The organism is Bernardetia sp. Wsw4-3y2 (genome assembly GCF_037126295.1).
In the GTDB taxonomy this organism is placed as follows: domain Bacteria; phylum Bacteroidota; class Bacteroidia; order Cytophagales; family Bernardetiaceae; genus Bernardetia.
On the sequence record NZ_CP147017.1, the window covers coordinates 4,938,236 to 4,959,339 of the forward strand.

The following is a 21,104-nucleotide window of genomic DNA, read 5'->3' on the forward strand; positions in this document are numbered from 1 at the left end:
AAATAGGAATAAAACAGCGGCTATTTCTTTCTATTTTTCTAAATTGTATGTTTTACCTTTCTTTGTAATAGTAGCTTATTTGCTATCCGTATTTAAAGGATATGATATGGAAGGCAACTATACGCAAAATGTCTTTTTAGATTATATTTTTTACAAACAAATTATCATTAATCTAACACAGGGGCAAGAAAATATATCAGAATGGGCAAATATTTTAGATAAAGACTATAATGGCATTACACCTTATCACTATTTTGAGCTTTGGTTACCTGTTTTGATAAGTAAAATTAATGATTTACCAGTTCTCTTAAATTTTTTAGTTTATGTACCAACTATTTTTATAAGCATTATACTTTATGGAATTCTAAGTATATTAGAAAATAGTAAATCTATTAAGATAAGCCATGTATTCATTGCAGTAGCTCTTCTATTTGTAGGACAAATATATTTACCTTTTTATGAATACTTTTTTTGGTCTGGTTATCAACATGTATTTACTTCTGTAGGTTATATTCCAATTAGTGTAAAGTTATTTCCATTTGCTTTGTTTGGTTTAGCCTCCTTTTCTTCATTTAAAAAGAAAGATTATTCTTTGTTTATTTTTTATATTTTATTTCTAAGCATTGTTTCTTTTACAGCAACTCCAGCTATTTTTGGAGCTTTATATTTTTTACTTCTATTTAATTTATATTTTAAATTTATTAATAATAAATTTATATATATAGTTGCTCTTTTTCCTTTATTATATGCAATATTTTTATATATATTCAAGCAACCTATTGATGGATATATAGAGAATACTTCGCAAATTGGAACTACACAAATTTTACAAAGATTTACTCTAAAAAATATAATTATCTACTTGATTCTAAGACCAAGTTACTTTTTATTTCCTGCTTTTGTTTTAATCTTTTTCCTTCTAATCAGAAAAAGAATTATAATGGATAAATCAACTATTTTTCTAATTATTTTTTTTGCAGGCATAGTAGTGACTTCGTCGTTTATAGCAATTTTTTATTCTTTTGATATGAATTCTATACAATTAATAAATCTTCCTGTATATGGGTTTAGTTTTGCTTTTTTGATTTGGCTAATAAGTAATTTATATAGAAAGATGTATATTGCTATTGTGTTTGTAATAAGTTTAATTATTATAAATTTTTATTACAATTACAAATTCTTTGAACAAAAACTAAATCTTGATAAATTTTATTCTGCTGAATATATATCATTTATTACTGACAAAATACCTAGTAAAAAGCTGACTCCAGTAGCTGCATTTTATAGTTTAGACATTGCTTTTCATTTTGTTTCGTTCAATGGGTTAGGGCAAGAAGTTATTTACTTGGATAATGTAGGGTTAATTAGGATGTCAAATGCTAAACTTACAGAAAATGAAAATGAAAAGAATTTTAGTGTAAATATATTTTACAAGTTTGTTAAAGAAAATAATTATACTTTTCAAGATGATATGACAGAAGCTCAAATAGCCTTTTTTAAAAAGTATAATATAAAACATCTACTCATACAAAAAGGACAAAAAATATCTTCTAAATTAGAGAGTTTTGTAATAGAAAGTTATACAGATTCTATATCTGGAAATAGATTTTGCATTATAAAATTATAGTATGCATTTTTATTTTTTGTCAATTATACAAAAAAAATACCAGCTATTAATGTAATAGTGTTTTGAAAGGTGCAAAAAATAAATTGAGTTTCTAGTCAAAATTACTGTTTTAAAATTCCATTTATATGCTCTGACACAATTCCTACTTTACTCTACAATACACCACACTTCTTCAAACTCATTCCCTAAGAAACATTTTATTTCTTCTCGTTGTGGGTTGAGTACCAATCCAAAATGCCAATCCTTTTCAAAAAAAGTAAGATGATTTTCTTTATCAATATGAGAAAAATAGACTTGTAAGTGTTTTGGATGTGTATGATACCAACCAATAAGTTGTTTTTTAGATTCTTTATCATCTATCTTTTCTTGTTCTTCTAAAAGGGAATGCCAAGTAGAATGATTAAAGTGTAAATGACGCATCGAACCCTCAGCCGTTTTGGCAGCAATTGCATGATTGACAATTCCTATAAGTTTAGGTTTTTCTTTATTAACTTGTTCACTTTCATATTCTATGACTTCCCCAAAGAGCAAACCTCCTTGTTCTACTTGGTTATCTTCTGTATCGTTTCCAAATCCAATATGATTTTTGATAACTTCAAATGCTTCTTTATGAAGATAAATAGAATCTAAAATAGGTTGATTCTTAAAAAGGTCTTTTAAATTTTTTTCAAAAAAACATTCCCAAAAAGGCATATTTTTAGCTTTTTTGGGAAAATAAGGAGGAGTTTCTTTTGTTATTTTAAACATATACTATTCAATTACGAATTAAAAATTACGGATTACGACTGGTTTATACTAGTACCTTGTAACAAAATTTTTAGACTATTTTTTACTGTGTATTTTGTGCGTTCGATTTAGCTTTGCTGAGGACACTGTTTTCAAAAACGAACGAAACGCTTCCTCAGAAGCGTTTCGTTCAACTCTGAGGAGTTGAACACACAAAATTTAAACAGTGAACTAATCTAAATCTACTGTAAAGAATCTTTTAAAATCCTAAACTCAATTGCAGGCGAAATTTTTTCATAAAGTGTATTGTAAACAGCTTTAATAATTGGCATATCTACTTTATGTTTCTTGGTAACATCATACAAACCTTTTACAGCATAATATCCTTCGGCTACCATTCCCATTTCAATTTGAGCAGATTTTACAGTATAACCACGTCCTATCATATTTCCAAAGGTACGGTTTCTACTAAATTGAGAGTAAGAAGTTACCAGTAAATCGCCTAAGTATGCAGAAGCATTAACATCTCTTTCTTTCAAAGGATAGGCTTTATCCAAAAAACGTTTTGCTTCTTGTACAGCATTTGAAACCAAAACAGCTTGAAAATTATCTCCATAATTCAGACCACGAGCCATTCCACATGCCACAGCCACAACATTTTTGATGACTGCACAATACTGTATGCCATTCAAATCTGGATTTGTACGACATTTTATATAATGTCCTCTCAGAAGTTTTGCGAATTTATCCCCTTCGTCTTCATCTCCTCCAATAGTGAGGTAGGCTTGTCTTTCTTGTGCTACTTCTTCAGCGTGACAAGGACCTGCAATAGTAAGTAGTTTGTCAGCAGGAACATTAAATACTTTTTGAACATATTCTGTTACCAATACATTTTCCTCCAAAATCATTCCTTTGATAGCCGAGACAATAACTTTATCTTTAAAAATAGTGGGGTCTAGTTTTTCAAAAACATCAGTAATAAAAGCAGAAGGAACAGCCAAAACAATGTATTTTGAATCTGCAATCACAGCTTTTACATCATTCAGAGGAGTAATTTTATCTATATTAAGTAAAGCCGAACTCAAATAACGTGGGTTTCTGTGATTTTTACGAATAAAATCAATATCGTCTTTCGAACGCATCCACCAATTTATACGAACATTATTTTCGGAGAGCATTTTTACTATTGCAGTCGCCCAACTGCCTCCACCTAATACGCCAATACGAACAGGCGCACCACTATCTGAAAAACCAAAAGCTGCCAAAGTAATTTATTTTAGTAGAAAAAATAGAATAAAATAAGAATGAAATAAGAAAGTCAATTTCTTATTCCAAATGGTAAAGTACGTGGTTTTTTGCTATTCTACAAAATGAATTAAAATGATTTTTTGATAAAATGATGAAAATGCAAAATTCTTCTCTTTTCATTTCTAACAATTTTGAGAACATAAGGTTTATCAGAAACTAAGATTTAGTATTTTTGTCATTAAATTAAACCTTATCACGGTTTGTATTAAAGTAGTTCAGACTTCCAGTCTGAACATCAAAAACAGTATTTTATCAAATTCAACAGTTTGGAAGACGGGTATACAAAAATAACCGTGATAACCTTTATTAATTATATCGTTTATTTATTTATGAGCGATTCCACAACCAAATAAATTCACTTGGAAAACTTATCTAACGCCTCAAGAAATTATACTGATTCTGATGCTACTGCAGCTTCTCGTAAACAAGACCATATCGAACTTGCATTTGATGCACAAGTTTTCGAAAATCAATTAGATAATCGTTTTTATTATGAACCTATTTTGGCAGCACATCCAAAAATAGAAACAGAAAGTTTTGAGTTTTTAGGAAAACAAATGAATGCGCCTTTGTGGGTTTCTAGTATGACAGGAGGAACAGAATGGGCAAAAATAATTAATCAGAACTTGGCGAAAGTATGTGGAGAATATAAACTTGGAATGGGTTTGGGGTCATGTAGAGCCTTGCTTACTGATGATGACTGTTTGCCCGATTTTGATGTTAGAAAGTTTATAGGTGACCAACCTTTGTATGCAAATCTTGGAGTTGCTCAACTAGAAAAACTCATTGAAACCAAACAAACTCCAAAAATAGATGAGCTTTTAAAAAAACTACAAGCTGATGGACTAATTATTCATATAAATCCTTTACAAGAATGGCTACAACCAGAAGGTGATAGATTTGAAAAAGCTCCTTTAGAAACAATTAAAAAATTGTTACAGACTGCAAATTATCCAATTATTGTAAAAGAAGTAGGACAAGGATTTGGAAAAGAGAGCTTAGAAGAATTATTAAACTTACCTCTTGCAGCCGTAGATTTTGCAGCTAGTGGAGGAACAAATTTTGCTCTTTTAGAACTCAAACGAAGTAGTCAGCTTTCACAAAGTCTTTTCGAACCTCTTGCTCATATCGGACACAGCGCAGAAGAAATGGTTGGTTTTTGTAATGAAATTAAGTCTGATTATGATAATAATCTGAAAGGCAAAGTGAAATATACTAGTAAATCTATAAGATGTAATCAAATTATTATTTCTGGAGGAGTAAAAACATTTTTGGATGGATATTATCTGACAGAGAAAATAAATTTTGATGCAATTTATGGACAAGCATCAGGATTTTTGAAGCACGCTAGAGGAAGTTATGAAGAATTGCAAGCCTATACAGAAGGACAGTTAAACGGGTTAAAAGTAGCAAAACAATTTTTGAGAATTAGATAAACTAGTTAGATAAATTATGTGTTTGTTGGTGTTTTAGCGTAGCGACACCAACAAACATATCCACAAAATCCATTCTTAAACAACTTCTATGGAAAAATGAAACTTAGAAAATAATTTTCCTATTCTTTTTTAGTATCTAATGGCTGTAACTGTGGCAAGTGAATATGAAATTTTACAACTATCAATCGGACAATAATCACTGTCAAAGCAGCTATTATTTCTGTTACTCCAGTTAGTAGGTTAAAATAGTCGCAAATGAAATACACTCCACCTCCAGCAATGCAAGAAAGCGCATAAATATCTTTACGAAATAACAAAGGGACTTCATTTAGCAGTATGTCTCTAATAATACCACCTACAGAACCAGTGATGCTTCCCATGACAATACACACCCAAATAGGAAGTCCTGCATCAATGCTTTTGGTTATACCAACTATAGTAAACAAGCCAAGTCCAATCGTATCAAACATGAATAAAGCACTGCCCCATTTGAATAATTTATCTTTAAATAATAGTGTGGCAATAAGTGCAATTGCTGTGGTGAGAAAATATTTTGCATCCAATATCCAAAAGGGAGTTATATCAAGCAGCAGGTCTCTCAACGTTCCTCCCCCAATTGCAGTTACCAGTCCAATAATGTATGCTCCAAACCAGTCCATTTGTTTTCCTGATGCCAATCTAATACCACTAATTGCAAAGGCAAATGTGCCAAAAAGATCTAATAGTATAGTGAAATCAGTTTGTGAAATATTTTCCATTTATTGCTTTTACTCTGTTTTACAGCTATGTTTAGGATATGAGACCTACCACAGCTTTGTTATTTAAAATAGTAAGATATACTGTTTCAGTATTTATTAATGAGAGCAAAATTATCTCAAATATAACTTCTCTCCAAAAAGTAAAACATGTTTTTAGACACAATTAGAAAATAATATTATCTAACCTGACAAGTTGTAAACTTGCCTATTTAAGAAGAAATTTTAAATTAAATCCAACAATTTATCTATCAAAATAGTATAGTATTAAAATACCTTTATTAACACTTATTATTTTTTATGATGACACATTTTTTCAAAAAATCACTTTTGTTATTTTTATTTTCTTTCTTCGTAATTTTTAGCTCTTGTAGTCCCACAAAAGATGCCTCCTTTGCAGAAAATGAAAAAGATACATTAAGCAGAGTTGTTGTTACACCTGAGGAAACTGAAATCGTTGATGGTATAGATAATCCTATTATTGATACGTTAAACGGTTTTTATGAAGGCGAATATGTTGCTGTTAATCAAGGAACAGATAGTTGGTATTTAGCTCAAATTGTAGCTTTTGATGGTGGAAAGACCAATTTAAGATATATGGATAATGACACAGATTCAAGGGATTTTGTCGAACTTATGAAATTAGATACTGTAGATATTCAGAAAAATGATAGAGTTTGGGCTTTATTTGGTGATGGAATTCGTTTTCGACAAGGAATGATAAAAGGGATTGAAGAGGATTCTGTTTTAATAAAATTTGAAGGCTATAATGATGGAAAAGTTCATTTTTTGAGAGTTTTTAAAGATAAAGAGTAATAAAATCTATTTTTTTCTAGTAGGCAAGCAACTATTTTACAGTTTCTTGTCTATTTTTTTTTAGATTTAGATAAATTTTGAAACTATATATAAAATAACCTTAGTGAAAATGAAACCAACTTCTAGTAAAATTTATACTTCTATCGAAAATCTTCAAAAAAAGGTTGAGATATGGAAATTTAATAATCAAAATGTAGTCTTTACAAACGGTTGTTTTGATATTTTACACTTAGGTCATATTGACTATTTAGAAAAATCGGCTGCATTAGGTAAAAAGCTGGTTATTGGAGTAAATACAGATGCTTCAGTCAAAACTTTAAATAAAGGAAAAGAACGTCCTATTAATGATGAATATGCAAGAATGCGACTTTTGGCTGCCCTCAGTTTTGTTGATGCTGTTATTTTGTTTGGAGAACCGACACCTTTAGAAATTATTACAGCTCTTAAGCCTAATATTTTGGTAAAAGGCAATGATTATACAATAGAAAATATTGTTGGGGCTGATGTAGTTTTGAAAAATGGAGGAGAAGTCAAAACAATAGAACTTGTAGAAGGATATTCTACAACAAAAATTATTGATAAAATTTTGAAAGGATAATACTCTAACGTGAACTTGAGATTATAAATAATCTTTAGTTTAATGTGATTTTTTTAAAAAGGATAACCAATAGCAATATTTACAGCAGAGTTTTGGAAAGGACTTTGAAAGAGTTTATTGCCTACCCAACGCTCAGAAAGTGGTAGTGTAGGGTCGTACAATCGAATTCCGACATCAGCACGAACAATCAAAAAAGAAAAATCTAGTCGTAATCCTAATCCCGTATTAAGTGCTATTTCTTTCCAAAAACGGTCAAAAGCAAATTCAGAATTTGGTCTTGCATTATCATTCGAAATCATCCAAACATTTCCTGCATCAAAGAAAACAGCCGTTTCAACATATTTCATCAAATCTCGTCGCCATTCAAAGGAAAGTTCTAGCAAAAGTTCTCCTGGTTGTTCGAAGCGAGTATCATAATCTCCATTTGCAAGACGTGGAGAATATGAACCAGGCCCTAATCTTCTAGGTCTCCATGCTCTCAAACTATTTCCCCCACCTACAAAAAAGTAGCGTTCATAAGGCAATATACTTTCTCTACCAAATGGTTTGGCAATTCCCAAACGAGCACGATATGCCAAAACACTTTTTTTACCTATAGGCTTATAGTATCTCAAATCTGTATCTGTTCTAAAAAAACGATAAAATGTAAGTGTATCACTTAATACTTGAGTTGAATCTAATCTATTTCTATTAGTCAAACTCAGAAAAGTTCCTCCATATTCAGCAAACTGTCTAAAATAACGAGCTACTTTTCTATCAAATAAATTATCATTATAGGTATAACTTCCACCAACAGTAGTAGTAAGCGAACGGCTAAAATTAAATATCAAATTATTTCCATTAGCAGCCAATTCTTCTAAATTTTCTAAAAAAACCTCGTTTATTCGTGTGGTATTGGTAAGCAGAACATCAATAGCATCAATTTGATAAGTTTTATAAGGTATTTTATTCCAATTATAACGCATCGCAAATTCAGCATTTGTACGTGTATATTCGGGTCTGTCTGTGTTGGCAAAACCTATTTGAAATTGTGTCCTTGCATTGTACTTTCCAAAACGCTGTTGTATTTTCTTGGAGAAAGGAAATACAAATTGAGGAAGAGTAAGATTGGTGCTAAAATTAAACTGTTGGGTTCGAAGTGTCTGATTTAAATTTATATCTAATCCTTGAATAGCTGCTTGATATTCGATAGCACCACGTCCATTAAACTCTAACAATTCACCTCCTCCAAACGTATTTCTGTTGAGCAATGAAACACTAAAAAAAGGACCTGGTATAATCTGACTCACATTTAGCCCTACTCCTCCTTCCAAAGAAAGATTATATTTGGTATGCGAATTAGCAAAAATGGTAGTAACAAACTTTCCTCCTGTTGTGTCATGACGCATATTTACAAAACGAAACATGTTTAGTTGAGTAAGTGAACGTTGTGTTTGTGCTTCATGCTCTTGGCTATAATATTCATTCGGACGAAGCTGAATCTTATTATTCAAAACCCTTTTTGAATAGCTTTGCTTGTATTCTGCATATTTTATGCTATCATATCTTGACCGATTGGGCGTACTCTGAACTGCTCCAAATACATTTCCATCAATAATCATTTTTACAGAATCTACTATAAAACGTATATGTTTTCTGTTTTTATCTTTGAGAGTAGGTAATGGATTTTCGATAGCAATCGTAATATCAGATTGAAAGGGAGCATCTTGTATGAGTGAATCTACATCAAAAAAAACGAACTGTTTTGTAAAATCAAAGTATCCATTATTTCTCAAATGAGTTGTTATGCGTTCTCTTTCTGCTGCTAATTTAGATTCATTGTATCTCGTGTTTTGATTAAAGAGTCGATTACTGCTATCTGAAAAAATGAGTTGTTGAATAGTAGAATCTTGAATTTGATAGTCTATATTTCGAATTCGCTGTGCTTTTCCTTCATGTACTTGGTAAGTAACAACTACTTTTTGAGAATCATTTCTATGATAAGAAATTTGGGGAGTTACAGTATTAGAAAAATAACCTTTCTGACGCAATGCTAAGTTCATTTGGTCGGCTGTCTGTTGCATTAAAGTTGTATCAAAAACAGTAGGTTTTTCCCCTAACGAACGCATAAACCAGTTTCCATTTTCTATTTTATCATTGGCTTTGAGTAATTTTTTATCATATTTATTCCTAATTCTATTTCTTTTATTGATTTCTTTTTGAGTAGTCGCATTTTCATATTCTGCTAATTTTTTATCATATTTTAATTCTAATTCTTGCTTATCTTTTATAAAGTTTAAAGAGTCTTGAGTTGTATAATTACTTTTCCCCAAATAATAAAAATATAAATAAGGAGTAATTGGTAAAGATAAAATTCGTCTGTTAGGCTGCTGACGATAATAAACAGCTAGTTCATCTGAATCTACTTTATCAGTTCCTTCTATTTTCTGATTATATAATAGCTTTTCATTGGGCGCAAGATTTTTTGTGGGAACACAAGAAACCAAACCTATAAAAAATGAGAAAATAAGAAAGAGAAGAAGATTTTTTTTCACTTTTGCAGAATAGAAATTAGAGTTTAGAGAACGGAGAATATTTTTCAGAAAAATACAGAAATTGACTGATTACTAATAATTGGTAACTGGTAACTGTTTGGCTGTTGTATAAAATTCTTTGCCATAATTAGGTTCGAAATAAGCCAAATCTTCAAAATCTTGTTGATTAAATTTCTTAATTGCTAATTTCCCTATTTCTTTAGCAGAAGGCAATTTATTGGAAATAAAAATGGCATTTGGATTATTTATGACTGCTTTGCACTTCTGTAATTTCTCTTCATTATCTCCAAAAAATAAGATTTTGTTTTCAGAAAGTTGTTTACCAAAACTATCCTCATCAATAACTAAAGCTGTATCATTTAAGATATAATTTAATTCTGTATCAAAAATAGCTGTAAAAACTTCCATACGACGAGCATCCATTAAAGGACAAAGTAGATATTTTGTTTTTATTTTTTGTTCTTTTTCAACTTTTTCTAAAGCCTGATTCTCCAAATCATTTGCCAAATCAATCATAGATAAAGACCACGCCTGTAATGAAGGAATTCCGATAAGGGGAATATTTAGACCTGTACAAAGCCCTTTTGCTGTCGAAACACCAATTCGTAAGCCTGTATAAGAGCCTGCACCCGAACCTACTGCAATGGCTTTTAACTCTGAAAATTTTGTTTGAGTAGTATTCAAAACAGCTTCTACTAAAAGAGTAAGGCGTTCGGCATGTTTTCTTTGCTCGTGAAGTTCGTGTAAGGCAAGTAAATTTCCTTCCAAGTCATGCAATGCAACTGAACAAATATGGATAGAAGTTTCGATACTTAAAATCATAGATTCAAAATCAAAAATAGATAATTTAATAGAAAAGAATTTATAAAGAACAAAGGTAGAAAAAAGCAATAAGAAAATTATGAACTAAATTTGCTTAAATAATTTTCATTCTGTTATTTAACTTCTAAATTTGTACTCAGAATAACATTAGTTTTAATCTACATCAAACAAAATTAACAAAGAAGCGTTTTGTAGAAAGATAAAACAAGGCTTAAAGGTTTGTAAAATCTATTTTTTTAATTGTACATAAAATTTTTACTTTTTTTTGTGAAAAATATATCCAAAGAATTTAAAGTTGGTTTGCTCGTAGTAGTAGCTGGCGCATTGTTGTATTTAGGTTTTAATTTTTTGAAAGGGCGTGATTTTTTTAGTAGCGATAATACTTTCTATACTTTTTATGATGATATTGATGGGCTGACTATTTCTAATCAGATTATTGTAAATGGCTATGCTGTTGGACGTGTTGATGGAATCGAACTGCTTCCCAATCAAGGAAATAAATTGATGGTTACACTAAAAATCAAAAAAGATATTGGAGTTACAGAGGGTTCTATTCCTACACTTGCTGATGGAGGTCTTTTGGGTGGAAAGCAAATTAATCTTATTTTAGGAAAAGGAAAAGTTTTAGAGTCTGGAGATACACTACAAAGTGATGTAGAATTAGGTTTGGCAGCTATGGTAGCAGAAAAAGCAGGTCCTTTGGCTCAAAATATAGATTCAACAGCTCTAGTTTTAAAAAATATGCTTGTAAAGTATGAAGCTATGAGTGGAAGTGTTGCAGAAATATTAGATAATACAAAAATGACAACAGCTAGTATTAATGGTATTTTGGAAGATAATCGTCAGCAACTCAGAAATATTACAGCCAATTTAGCAGCACTTACTTCTTCATTGAAAGATACAGAGGCGCAATTCAAACCAATTATTGCAAAACTAAATACATTTGCAGAATCTCTTAATGAATTAGAGATTGGTGAAATTAGCAAGAAAAGCAATGAACTTCTAGCAGAATTAAATAAAACAACAAAAGCTATAAATAATGCTGATGGTTCTTTAGGAAAACTTATTCATAGCGATTCGCTTTATCAACAGCTTAATTATACTGTTTCAGATTTGGATAGATTACTCATTGATTTGAGAGAACACCCACAACGATATGTCCATTTGTCTGTCTTTGGAAGAAAAGAAAATAAAAATAATAAAAAAGATGAAGACAAAGACAAAGAAGGTAAATAAATCTTTGAATGATAAATTATTAATTAAATTACCGTTTTATTAAAAAATAAAGTCTCCAACTTTGCCGTTGTTGGTGTTTTAGCGACAGCGACACCAACAACTCACAACTAATGCTAAACGAAAGCGAACTTTCCATTTTACTGCAAAATCCATCTGTTAGAGAACCTTTAGATTCTCTCCGAAGTAATTTTTTTTCTGCTTATACAGAAATTCGCCCTTTAGATGAAAAAGATTTTTTTGCGCTTACTCTGCTTGCTCCTTCGATAGCGATTGCACTAGCAAATGGAAGTATTAGTCTTTTTGAGGAACTTAGCTTGACTAAAAAAGCTCGTATGCTTTCTCGTCAGGAAGATGCTTTTCGTACCAATGACCCACTTTTGGCAGCCTTAAAGCAACTCACAAAAGATTTTTCAAGATGGGAAGATGGTTTTTATGATGCTATCAAAACAGCTATGTATTCTTCTCTTAGAAAAAATGAACTTCTTTGGCTACATTTACATGAAGAAAAATCAGTTAGTCAGAATTGGAAAAATGATGCTTTGAATGCACCTTATGTGTTGGTCAAATTTTTAGTTTTGCTTTTTTTGGAAGAAGAAAAAATTACTACAACACCTTTGCTTTCACAAGTTGAATATAAAAAACTATTGGAAATAGGCGCAAAATTAGAACTGACTAAGTTTCCCATATTTAAAAGTTTTTGTAGGGTTTTTGATGTGAGGTAGGTTTTTAAAATTATTCTAACGAAAACTTTATTTCTAAATTCAAATTCGTATTTTAGGGTTGATTCTGACAAACAGGTTTTATAAAAGAATTTCAAACTCTATTTACTAATGAAAAAAATCTACGCTTTTTTATTTACTCTTTTTATATTTATTTCTCTACAAACTCCTTGTTTTGCTCAATTCGGACAAATTGAATCAGGTGCAAGAACCTACGGAATGGGCAGAACTTCCCTAACTGTTGCAGATTCTTGGGCAGTTTTTAATAATGTAGCTGCACTTTCAAATGTAAAAGGAACAGAGACATTTCTAGGTTATTCCAATCGTTTTACCCTTTCTGGACTCAATACTTTACAGGCAGGAGCTACTTTTGATGCTTTTTTTGATGGTAAAATGGGAATTGGAGTTACTCGTTTTGGAGATGATTTGTACAACGAACACCGTTTGGCAGTTGGTTATTCTCACAAAATCAGCAATATGAGCATCGGAATTCAAGCCAATTATTTACAAACTTCTATTCAAGGATACGGAACTCGTCGAAACTTTGCTTTAGAAATGGGAGGAGTAGCACAGCTTTCTGAAACGCTTACTTTAGGAATGCACATTTTTAATATTAATCAAGCAAAAGTTTCTGATTTTGAAGACGAACGAATCCCTACTATTATGCGAATTGGAATTTCTTATAAACCTGTCCAGCGTGTAACTGTAAATTTTGAAACTGAAAAAGATACTGAATATCCAGCTTCATTTAAGGCAGGTTTAGAGTATCAAGTAGTTAATTTTAATGAAAATGAAATTTTTATCAGAACAGGAATCACAACAGCCGAGTTTTTAGCGCATTTTGGAGTAGGGTATTATAAAGGAAGTTTTGGTGTAGATTATGCTTTTACAACCCTTCCTCAAGTTGGTTACTCACATCATGTAGGTTTGGTTTATCGTTTTGGAAAAGCTAGGCAAGGAAATGAAGAGCAAAAAGAAGAGAATAATGTAAATGTTCCTCATTAAGGAAGAGCCAAAATTCATGTTTTTAGAGCTTGAAAGCATAACTAGAATAAATAATTAAAAAAAAGTCAAATTTATTTTTTTTAATTTTGTCTCGTAAGATATTGATAATCAATAGTTAATAAATTAACTCAAAAAAAAGTTAGAAAAGTTAGTAAAATAAGTAGGGAATAGTTTGCATATATCAATTTCCTGTAGTACTTTTGTATCACGATTCAAGCGGATGTGGCGAAATTGGTAGACGCACTAGACTTAGGATCTAGCGCCGTAAGGTGTGTGGGTTCGAGTCCCTCCATCCGCACTACTTTTTTATACTATTGTAGCAATACAAAAAATATAAAAAAACTGGGTTTAATAAAAGCAAAATTTCTCTTATTTCTTTTAAACTGCATCTAGTTTGATTGCCTAAATAAGAGAAATTTTTGTTTATAAAAACTTTTAATAAAAAGTTTGTTAGATTTCAAATAGACTTACAAAATAATTCATTTCATCACGCAGAATTATATGTTTTCATCAAAACAGTAATTCCCAAATTTATAGACTATCGTGGAAATTAAGTTAGAAAAAAAGAACGAAACAAATGCTTTTATTCATGTTTCGGTAAAAGAAGAAGATTACAAGGCTAAATTTGATAAAAAATTAGAAGATTATCGTAAACAAGCTTCTATTAAAGGTTTTCGCCCAGGAAAAGCTCCTATGAGTTTAGTGAAAAAGATGATAGGAAAAGAAGTAAGAATGGACGAAGTGAATGATGTAGTAACTAAAGGAGTAAGTGATTATATTCAAGCAGAAAAATTAGATTTATTGGGCGCACCAATTCCACAAGCCGAAGATGTAGATTTTGCAAAATCAAAAGATTTTGAGTTTTCTTACGAAATTGGTTTAGTTCCTGATTTTGATTATGATATTTCTGAAAAAGTGGTAGCTGATAATTATAAAATTGATATTACTACAAAAGAAGTAGATACATACATTGATAATCTTCGTACTCGTTTTGGAACAGTAGAAAACCCAGAAGAATCTGATAAAGATGATTTTGTATACGGAGAAATTTTTCAAATGAGTAAAGATGAAGAAGGAAATGAAACAAAATCTTTTTCAGTAGAAACACTTATACCAACAAATAAATTAGCTGAATCTCAAGTAGATAAATTTATTGGTGTAAAAGGTGGTGATACATTTACTTTTGTAATGGAAGAAGCACTTCCAAATGAAAGAGAAAGAGGCTTTGCATTAGGATTAGAAAAAGAAGACGCAGCCAAACTTTCAGGAGAATTTACAATGGCAGTAGAAAGTATTACCCGTCGTATTCCTGCTGTAATGGATGAAGAATTTTTCAAAAAAGTAGGTGCTTATAAACCAGTAGAACCAAAATTAGTAACAGAAGGAGAAGAAGCTCAACAAGAATTAGAAGAGCAAAACGAACCTGAAGTAATGAATGAAGAAGAATTTCGTAATGAAATCATGACTCGTTTGAAAGAAGATTATGCTAAAGAAGGTGAAGCTCTTACAGATATTTATATTCGTAGAGATTTAATTGAAAACACTAAAATAGATCTTCCTGACGAGTTTTTGAAGCGTTGGTTGGCTTTTGCTAATGAAGGCAAATTCAGTAAAGAACAAATTGAAGAAGAGTATCCAGAATTCATCAAAGAAATGAAATGGTCGCTTATTCAGAATCGTATTTTGAAAGAAAAAGAAGTAGAGATTACTAGAGAAGATATTATGGCTGAGGCTCGCAAAGAAGTTCAGAACATGATGATGCGTATGGGTGGTGGAATGCAACTTCCAGAAGCTCAAATGGATAACATGGCTGAGAGTTTCTTAAAAGCTGAGGATGGTAAACATTATCAACAAATTGCTACTCAAGCTATGCGTAATCGTTCTATGCAAGCTATTCGTGAATCAGTTTCTCTGAAAGACAAAGTAGTAACTGAAGAAGAATTTGCTAAAATTGCTGAATCACTTTAAGAATTGATTTATGTTAATTGTGAAGATGCAAATAATGACAATGTAAAAAAGTCCTCCAAACTATTTTTATTTTTAGTTTGGAGGACTTTTTTTGTGATTTAGAAAGAAATCAGAATTTTGTATTTACTTCTGACTTCTAAAATCTGACTTCTAAATTAGCTTTATCTGTCCCAGTTATATTTATCCATAGTTTCTAAAGCAGCCATAAGAAGTCTTGTGCTTGCCAAAACATCTTCTTTATGAACCATTTCAGTTACTTGATGTAGATAACGAGTAGGAATTGAAATTGCTCCAGCAATAGAACCACTTCCACCACGTTGCAGAGAAGCTGTGTTAGTTCCACCAGCAGGTAAAACTTCAGCTTGCCATTTCAAACTTTCTCTGTCAGCCGTTGCTTTCAAGAAATCTACCATTCTAGGGTCGCAAATTGTTTGAGAATCAATGATTTTAATTCCTGTACCTTTTCCAAGTTCAGTTACTCGTTTTTGTGGAGAAACACTTGGCATATCATTCGTAACTGTTGTATCCAAACAAATGGCGAAATCTGGGTCAATATTACGAGTTGCTACTAAAGCTCCACGCAAACCAACTTCTTCTTGCACAGAAAAAACAGCATAGACATCATACGGAGTTGCCTCTAAATTTTTCAAAGTCTCTACCAAAATATAAACTGCAATTCTGTTGTCTAATGATTTAGTCGATATTGTATTTCCAATTTCTACTAAATCTCTTTCTCTAGTGATAGTATCTCCAATGGAAACAAATTTTTCTACTTCTTCTTTAGGTAAACCCAAATCAACAAAATAATCATCTAGTTCAGCCGATTTTTTTCTCTCTTCAGCCGTCATCATGTGAATTGCTTTTGTTCCCAAAATGCCTAACATATCTTTTTTTCCATGAATAATAACACGTTGAGCTGTCAGAGTTTTAGGGTCAAAACCTCCTAGTGGATGGAAGCGAACAAAGCCTTCGTTATCGATATGAGTAACCATAAAAGCAATTTCGTCCATGTGGGCATCCACCATTACTTTTTTATTTTCAGAAGAATCTGAATGTGTTCCTTTTTTTAGAGCAATCAAGTTACCCAAATTATCGACACTCATTTCGTCGACATAGTCTTTTATTTCTTTCTGAATTTGTTCACGAATTCGGTCTTCATAACCAGGTGCGCCAGCTACACTTGTAAGACGAGATAATAATTCAATATCTATTTTTTCAATATTCATGTGACTTGTTAATTTAGTAGTTGGTTTTAGTAAAAATTAATTTACCTCAAAGTTAAAATAATAGGATTTAAAATTAACCGTTTGTTAGAAAGTTTTATTTAAAATAGAAAAATATAATGGCAAAAAACCTCTCTTTTTTGCGTAAAAAAGAGAGGTTTTCTAAATTTTGAAAAAGCTAATAATTTAAGGAGACAAAACTCTATTTCTGAAAATTATTTTTTTGAGCATCTTCTACCTTTGTACGAACATCTTGTATAAAATCATTTTTTTGAGAAAGATTTCTTTCAGCAGTTCGGTTGATATGTTCGATTACTTCAAAAAAGTTTTCCATTTTTTCTGGAGAAATTTTATCAAAAATCTGTTGATTAAATGTTTTTACAGATTGTCTAGCAGCTTCTCTTCTTAGTTTTCCTTCATTGGTCAGACAAATCATTACTTTTCTACGGTCTTCGCTATCACTTTGACGAACAATTAAACCTTCTTCTTCCATCGATTTGAGTATGCGTGTCAATGAACGTGCTTCCATTCCCATAAGGGGAGCTATTTTGGTAGCAGGAGAACCTTTTTCTTGGTCTATATTTAATAAAACAAATCCTGTTGAGTGTGTAATTCCGTGTTCGCCACCTATCATATTGTACATTTTGGCAATCGATAACCAAGATGCTTTGATGGCAAAATCGACAGAACGTCTTTTTTTTCTATCTATTAAAGAATTATCTGAAAAAGAATCAGATTTTTTATCAGAATTTGTTTTGCTACCATTTGTCATTATCTTGGTTTTGCTACTACTCATTATTTTATAGAATTGTTTTAGCTGATATTGTGTAAATTATCTTTTGCACTAAAAATGTCTTGTATTTTTTGCTTTTTTTTATTCAAAAATACCTTTTTTCTTTTTTATTCAGTTTTTTATTTGGTAAATTTGAAGTATGAGATTACAAACAAAGATAAGTAAAATTTGTTATGCGTGCATAATTTTTTAAGAATTTTTTAGTTAGAATAGTAATTTGTTTGTGTTATTGAATATATTTTTTGCAAACCTATTTCTATCAAAATGTTGTTTTCTACAGATTGTTAATAAAATATTATAGCTGTTGTTGGTATTTCCACTTCCACAAAACATATATAATTTATAAGAGCTTTTATGAATCCTATTTTTTAAAAGAACAAATTATTATTGGACTCAAATTAGATAAATTTTTATTTAATTACTGCTTGTTTTTTATATTCTTCAAAAGCTTCTTTTAATTTATTTTCTAAAACTCCATTGAATTTCTCTATTTGTAATGATAACTCTCCGTATTCGTGCATAATTATATTTCTATATTTTTCAGTTTTCAGTTCAAATTTTTCTGAATCTTTTTCGTAAAATGAAAAATCAATTCTATTTTCTTTGAAAACAACCTCTATGTTAATATCGAAGTTGGAATTAGTTGGTTTATATTCAATTACAGGAATAGTCTTTTTGATATTAGACATCTTACCAATTAATGGAATGTGACTTTTTACAATATTTGTATATTGTACTTCAACTTTATTGCCTTTTATGGAGTTTGGTTCAATAGCTCTTTTATGATTAATGTCTTTTACTCTTAAATTTAGTTCTGGTAATGAAATTTTAAATTCATCATATATAGATTTAAATTCATTGATTTGCTTAAAATTTAATTTTCGCTCTAATTCATTTCTTGCATCAATTAATCTATTTTCTAATTTCTTTACAAAGTTATTTAGTGCAAATATCTGTGGCATAATGAATAGTAGTAAAAGTTATTGAAAATTAAGATTTGTATAGATAATAAAAATACTAATAAAAATAGATTTTGCAAAATATTAATGCAATTAAAATGTAAAAACTAACAAATATTCCATCAAAAATAATAGTATCTTTGAGGTTCTAATTTAACTTTTCAAACTGTATCAAATCAATCAATGACATCTTACCCAATTCTTTTACTCAAAAAAAATAGAGAAAAATCAATCTTAAATCAGCATCCTTGGATATTTTCAGGAGCAGTTCAGAAGATGCCAAAGGCTCAAAATGGCGAAATTATAGCTGTTCAAGATGCAAGTGGGCGTATTTTAGGATATGGTTTCTTTGATACAAATAGTCAAATTACGTGTCGTATTTTTGAGTTTACTCGTTTTCATGATAAAGAAGTAGAATTTGTAGCAGACGAAGGCTATTTTCATCAAAAAATAAGAAATGCGTATAATTTACGTGAAAAATATTTGATAAACTCTAGTACAAATGCCTACCGACTTTTGCACGCAGAAGGAGATTTTTTCTCAGGCGTAATTGTAGATATTTATGATAATATAGCTTCAGTTCAACTTTTAATAAAAGGAACTCAGCGCATTGCAGAATATATTTTTAGTGGAATTCGTGCTATTGGAATCGAACATATTTATCTTCATATCAAAGAAAGCACACGCAATATAGAGGGTTTTGGAGATGAAAAAAATGAAATACAACAAGGTTGGCAGCTAGAAGAAGGACAAACAGAAAGTGATATTCCAGTAATTCCAGTTCAAATTTTGGAAAATAATCTGAAATTCAAAGTTGATGTAGTAGATGGACAAAAAACAGGCTTTTTTATAGATCAGCGAGAAAATAGAGAGCTTGTAAAACAATATTCAAAAAATAAATCTGTCTTGAACTGTTTTGGTTATACAGGTGGTTTTAGTGTTTATGCAATTGATGGAGGTGCAAAAAAAGTAGTTTCAGTAGATATTTCGAAAGAAGCAACTCAAGAAGCTAACCAAAATGTTGCCCTTAATTTTAATAGTTTGATGCGAGCTAATAAAAATCATGAAGCTATTGCACAAGATTGTTTTGAGTATTTAAAAGGATTAGATGCAAGTAATGAAGAGGAACAATTTGATATTATTATCCTTGATCCACCAGCTTTTGCTAAAAATAAACGTTCACTTCCAAAGGCTACACGAGGTTATATTAATTTGAATGAATTAGGTTTTAAGAAAGTAAAAAGTGGTGGTTTGGTATTTACTTTTTCGTGTTCGGGAAGTGTAAGCAAAGATTTATTTAGAAAAGTAGTTTTTACAGCAGCAGCCGAAGCAGGAAGAAAGGTAAGAATTGTTCATCAACTGACACAGCCTTTAGATCATCCAATAAATATTTATCATCCAGAAGGGGAATATTTGAAAGGCTTGGTTTTGCAAGTAGAATAATTTTAGTAAATTGAAGTTCATTAATTTTATTCAATAAAATTTAATTAATGCTTAATTATCACTCAATTTACAATTCTAACACTCAAAAATTAGAAATTTATGGGAACATTTAAAGTAGATGGTCGTATGACTGTAAACACACTTAAAGACAAGTTCAAAGAAACTTTTGGTTATTCATTACGTGTCTATAAAGGCAATAATGCAGGGCGTGGCGCACGCTTTGCAGATGATAAAGCTCGTTTGGGAGAAGTAGCTGATGAACGTGAATCACTTGCTGGTTTAGGTGAATTTGAAATGCCATCAGAAATGAGTATTTCAGAATTTGAAAAGCTATTTCAAGAAAAATTTGATATTGCTGTACAAGTAGCTGATGCTGATAATGAGAAATTATTAGATAATGATACTACTTTGAAGGCAAACTAAGTAACTGAGCAAAAACATATCTAATAAAAAAGGACTCTTCTGACAATTTAGCGAAATTATAGGATGGTATGCGTTCGTTTTAGCTTCGCTGAGAGTTACACCGTTCTCAAAAACGAATGAAACGCTTACTCAGAAACGTGATATTGCTTAAATCACGCTTCTGAGTAAGCGTTTTTTTCAATTCACGATGTTTCGCTAAAAAGTCGGAAGAGCCAAAAAAAATAGAAAGTGGAAATTTAAACTGTCAAGACACTTTTAAGGTGTCAGGTGATTGCATATAAATAATTTTGCTCAGTTACCATTTACTTAAATAACAATTATAAAGGGTGAATGTAATACATTGATAACCAAAAAATATAATTTTAACTATTTATCTATCTAAAAAAATATCTTCTTTGGTGTCATTTAATTTTGATTTATCTTTGAAATAATAAACTACAAAAGTAAATAACCAAAATAAAACACAGTTGTAAATTAAATTATTAAAATTCCAACCGTGATTAGGAGATACTCTGTCTAGCCAAAACTGGTAATAGTATTCAAATGGAAAACCGATGCTTATTTGATAGGATTTTTCTCTTGGAAGATTAAACCAGTCAGGTAGAATGTCATATAAAATAGTCAGAAAAGAAATTTTAGCATATTTTTTTGAAACTAAGTAATTGAGCCAAATTATTTACAGCTTATTTATTAAGTATCTTTTTTAGAAGTTA

The 21,104-nt window shown here is 30.6% G+C and carries 18 protein-coding genes and 1 tRNA gene; 11 read left to right on the forward strand and 8 right to left on the reverse strand.

From position 1 onward, the window contains the following. The first annotated feature begins 79 nt into the window (after positions 1–79). Entirely contained in the window at positions 80–1,627 is a 1,548-nt protein-coding gene (locus tag V9L05_RS20840) for a hypothetical protein (RefSeq protein WP_338813784.1), read from the forward strand. A gap of 147 nt (positions 1,628–1,774) precedes the next feature. Here the strand turns inward: V9L05_RS20840 and V9L05_RS20845 are convergent, their stop codons facing one another. Next, entirely contained in the window at positions 1,775–2,374 is a 600-nt protein-coding gene (locus V9L05_RS20845; RefSeq protein ID WP_338813785.1) for a hypothetical protein, read from the reverse strand. Between the two features lie 221 nt (positions 2,375–2,595). Further along, complete coding sequence (locus tag V9L05_RS20850; RefSeq protein ID WP_338813786.1) at positions 2,596–3,618, reverse strand: NAD(P)H-dependent glycerol-3-phosphate dehydrogenase; 1,023 nt, start codon at positions 3,616–3,618, stop codon at positions 2,596–2,598. Between the two features lie 402 nt (positions 3,619–4,020). Here V9L05_RS20850 and V9L05_RS20855 point away from each other — a divergent pair, with 402 nt between their 5' ends. After that, positions 4,021–5,097, forward strand: coding sequence for an isopentenyl-diphosphate delta-isomerase (locus tag V9L05_RS20855; RefSeq protein WP_338813787.1), 1,077 nt, complete (start codon positions 4,021–4,023; stop codon positions 5,095–5,097). Positions 5,098–5,216: 119 nt separating this feature from the next. On the opposite strand, the gene V9L05_RS20860 is transcribed toward V9L05_RS20855, so the two are convergent. Further along, complete coding sequence (locus V9L05_RS20860) at positions 5,217–5,855, reverse strand: trimeric intracellular cation channel family protein (RefSeq protein ID WP_338813788.1); 639 nt, start codon at positions 5,853–5,855, stop codon at positions 5,217–5,219. A gap of 297 nt (positions 5,856–6,152) precedes the next feature. Between V9L05_RS20860 and V9L05_RS20865 the strand changes: the two genes are divergently transcribed. Together V9L05_RS20865 and rfaE2 are read left to right on the forward strand one after the other, a co-directional pair. Then, complete coding sequence (locus tag V9L05_RS20865; protein WP_338791587.1) at positions 6,153–6,668, forward strand: hypothetical protein; 516 nt, start codon at positions 6,153–6,155, stop codon at positions 6,666–6,668. Between the two features lie 109 nt (positions 6,669–6,777). Continuing rightward, the gene (gene rfaE2 / locus V9L05_RS20870; protein ID WP_338813789.1) at positions 6,778–7,266 is read left to right on the forward strand and encodes a D-glycero-beta-D-manno-heptose 1-phosphate adenylyltransferase; all 489 of its coding nucleotides are present in this window, start codon (positions 6,778–6,780) and stop codon (positions 7,264–7,266) included. Between the two features lie 53 nt (positions 7,267–7,319). Here rfaE2 and V9L05_RS20875 read toward each other — a convergent pair whose 3' ends face one another. Both V9L05_RS20875 and tsaB read right to left on the reverse strand, forming a co-directional pair. Beyond that, positions 7,320–9,800, reverse strand: a complete 2,481-nt coding sequence (locus V9L05_RS20875; protein ID WP_338791585.1) for a BamA/TamA family outer membrane protein — start codon at positions 9,798–9,800, stop codon at positions 7,320–7,322. Between the two features lie 72 nt (positions 9,801–9,872). Then, positions 9,873–10,622 carry a tRNA (adenosine(37)-N6)-threonylcarbamoyltransferase complex dimerization subunit type 1 TsaB gene (tsaB, locus tag V9L05_RS20880; RefSeq protein WP_338813790.1) on the reverse strand — a complete coding sequence of 250 codons (750 nt, stop codon included), beginning with the start codon at positions 10,620–10,622 and terminating at the stop codon, positions 9,873–9,875. A gap of 267 nt (positions 10,623–10,889) precedes the next feature. Here tsaB and V9L05_RS20885 point away from each other — a divergent pair, with 267 nt between their 5' ends. The 5 genes from V9L05_RS20885 (at position 10,890) to V9L05_RS20905 (ending at position 15,550) form a co-directional block, all read left to right on the forward strand. After that, positions 10,890–11,858, forward strand: a complete 969-nt coding sequence (locus V9L05_RS20885; RefSeq protein ID WP_338813791.1) for an MlaD family protein — start codon at positions 10,890–10,892, stop codon at positions 11,856–11,858. 110 nt (positions 11,859–11,968) lie between these two features. After that, complete coding sequence (locus V9L05_RS20890; protein ID WP_338791581.1) at positions 11,969–12,580, forward strand: hypothetical protein; 612 nt, start codon at positions 11,969–11,971, stop codon at positions 12,578–12,580. A gap of 108 nt (positions 12,581–12,688) precedes the next feature. After that, positions 12,689–13,582, forward strand: coding sequence for a hypothetical protein (locus tag V9L05_RS20895; RefSeq protein WP_338791579.1), 894 nt, complete (start codon positions 12,689–12,691; stop codon positions 13,580–13,582). Positions 13,583–13,798: 216 nt separating this feature from the next. After that, positions 13,799–13,880: transfer RNA gene (locus V9L05_RS20900), tRNA-Leu, on the forward strand. A 245-nt stretch (positions 13,881–14,125) separates the two neighbouring features. Further along, positions 14,126–15,550 carry a trigger factor gene (locus V9L05_RS20905; RefSeq protein WP_338813792.1) on the forward strand — a complete coding sequence of 475 codons (1,425 nt, stop codon included), beginning with the start codon at positions 14,126–14,128 and terminating at the stop codon, positions 15,548–15,550. A 161-nt stretch (positions 15,551–15,711) separates the two neighbouring features. Here the strand turns inward: V9L05_RS20905 and V9L05_RS20910 are convergent, their stop codons facing one another. The 3 genes from V9L05_RS20910 to V9L05_RS20920 form a co-directional block, all read right to left on the reverse strand. Then, a complete protein-coding gene (locus V9L05_RS20910; RefSeq protein ID WP_338813793.1) occupies positions 15,712–16,776 on the reverse strand; it encodes a M42 family metallopeptidase in 1,065 nt (354 codons plus the stop codon). Positions 16,777–16,975: 199 nt separating this feature from the next. Beyond that, a complete protein-coding gene (locus tag V9L05_RS20915; RefSeq protein WP_338791574.1) occupies positions 16,976–17,569 on the reverse strand; it encodes a MarR family transcriptional regulator in 594 nt (197 codons plus the stop codon). Between the two features lie 407 nt (positions 17,570–17,976). Next, entirely contained in the window at positions 17,977–18,528 is a 552-nt protein-coding gene (locus V9L05_RS20920) for a hypothetical protein (RefSeq protein WP_338813794.1), read from the reverse strand. 180 nt (positions 18,529–18,708) lie between these two features. Between V9L05_RS20920 and V9L05_RS20925 the strand changes: the two genes are divergently transcribed. Both V9L05_RS20925 and V9L05_RS20930 read left to right on the forward strand, forming a co-directional pair. Continuing rightward, a complete protein-coding gene (locus tag V9L05_RS20925; RefSeq protein ID WP_338813795.1) occupies positions 18,709–19,968 on the forward strand; it encodes a class I SAM-dependent rRNA methyltransferase in 1,260 nt (419 codons plus the stop codon). 99 nt (positions 19,969–20,067) lie between these two features. Continuing rightward, entirely contained in the window at positions 20,068–20,391 is a 324-nt protein-coding gene (locus V9L05_RS20930; protein ID WP_338791570.1) for a hypothetical protein, read from the forward strand. The last annotated feature ends 713 nt before the right edge of the window (positions 20,392–21,104 follow it).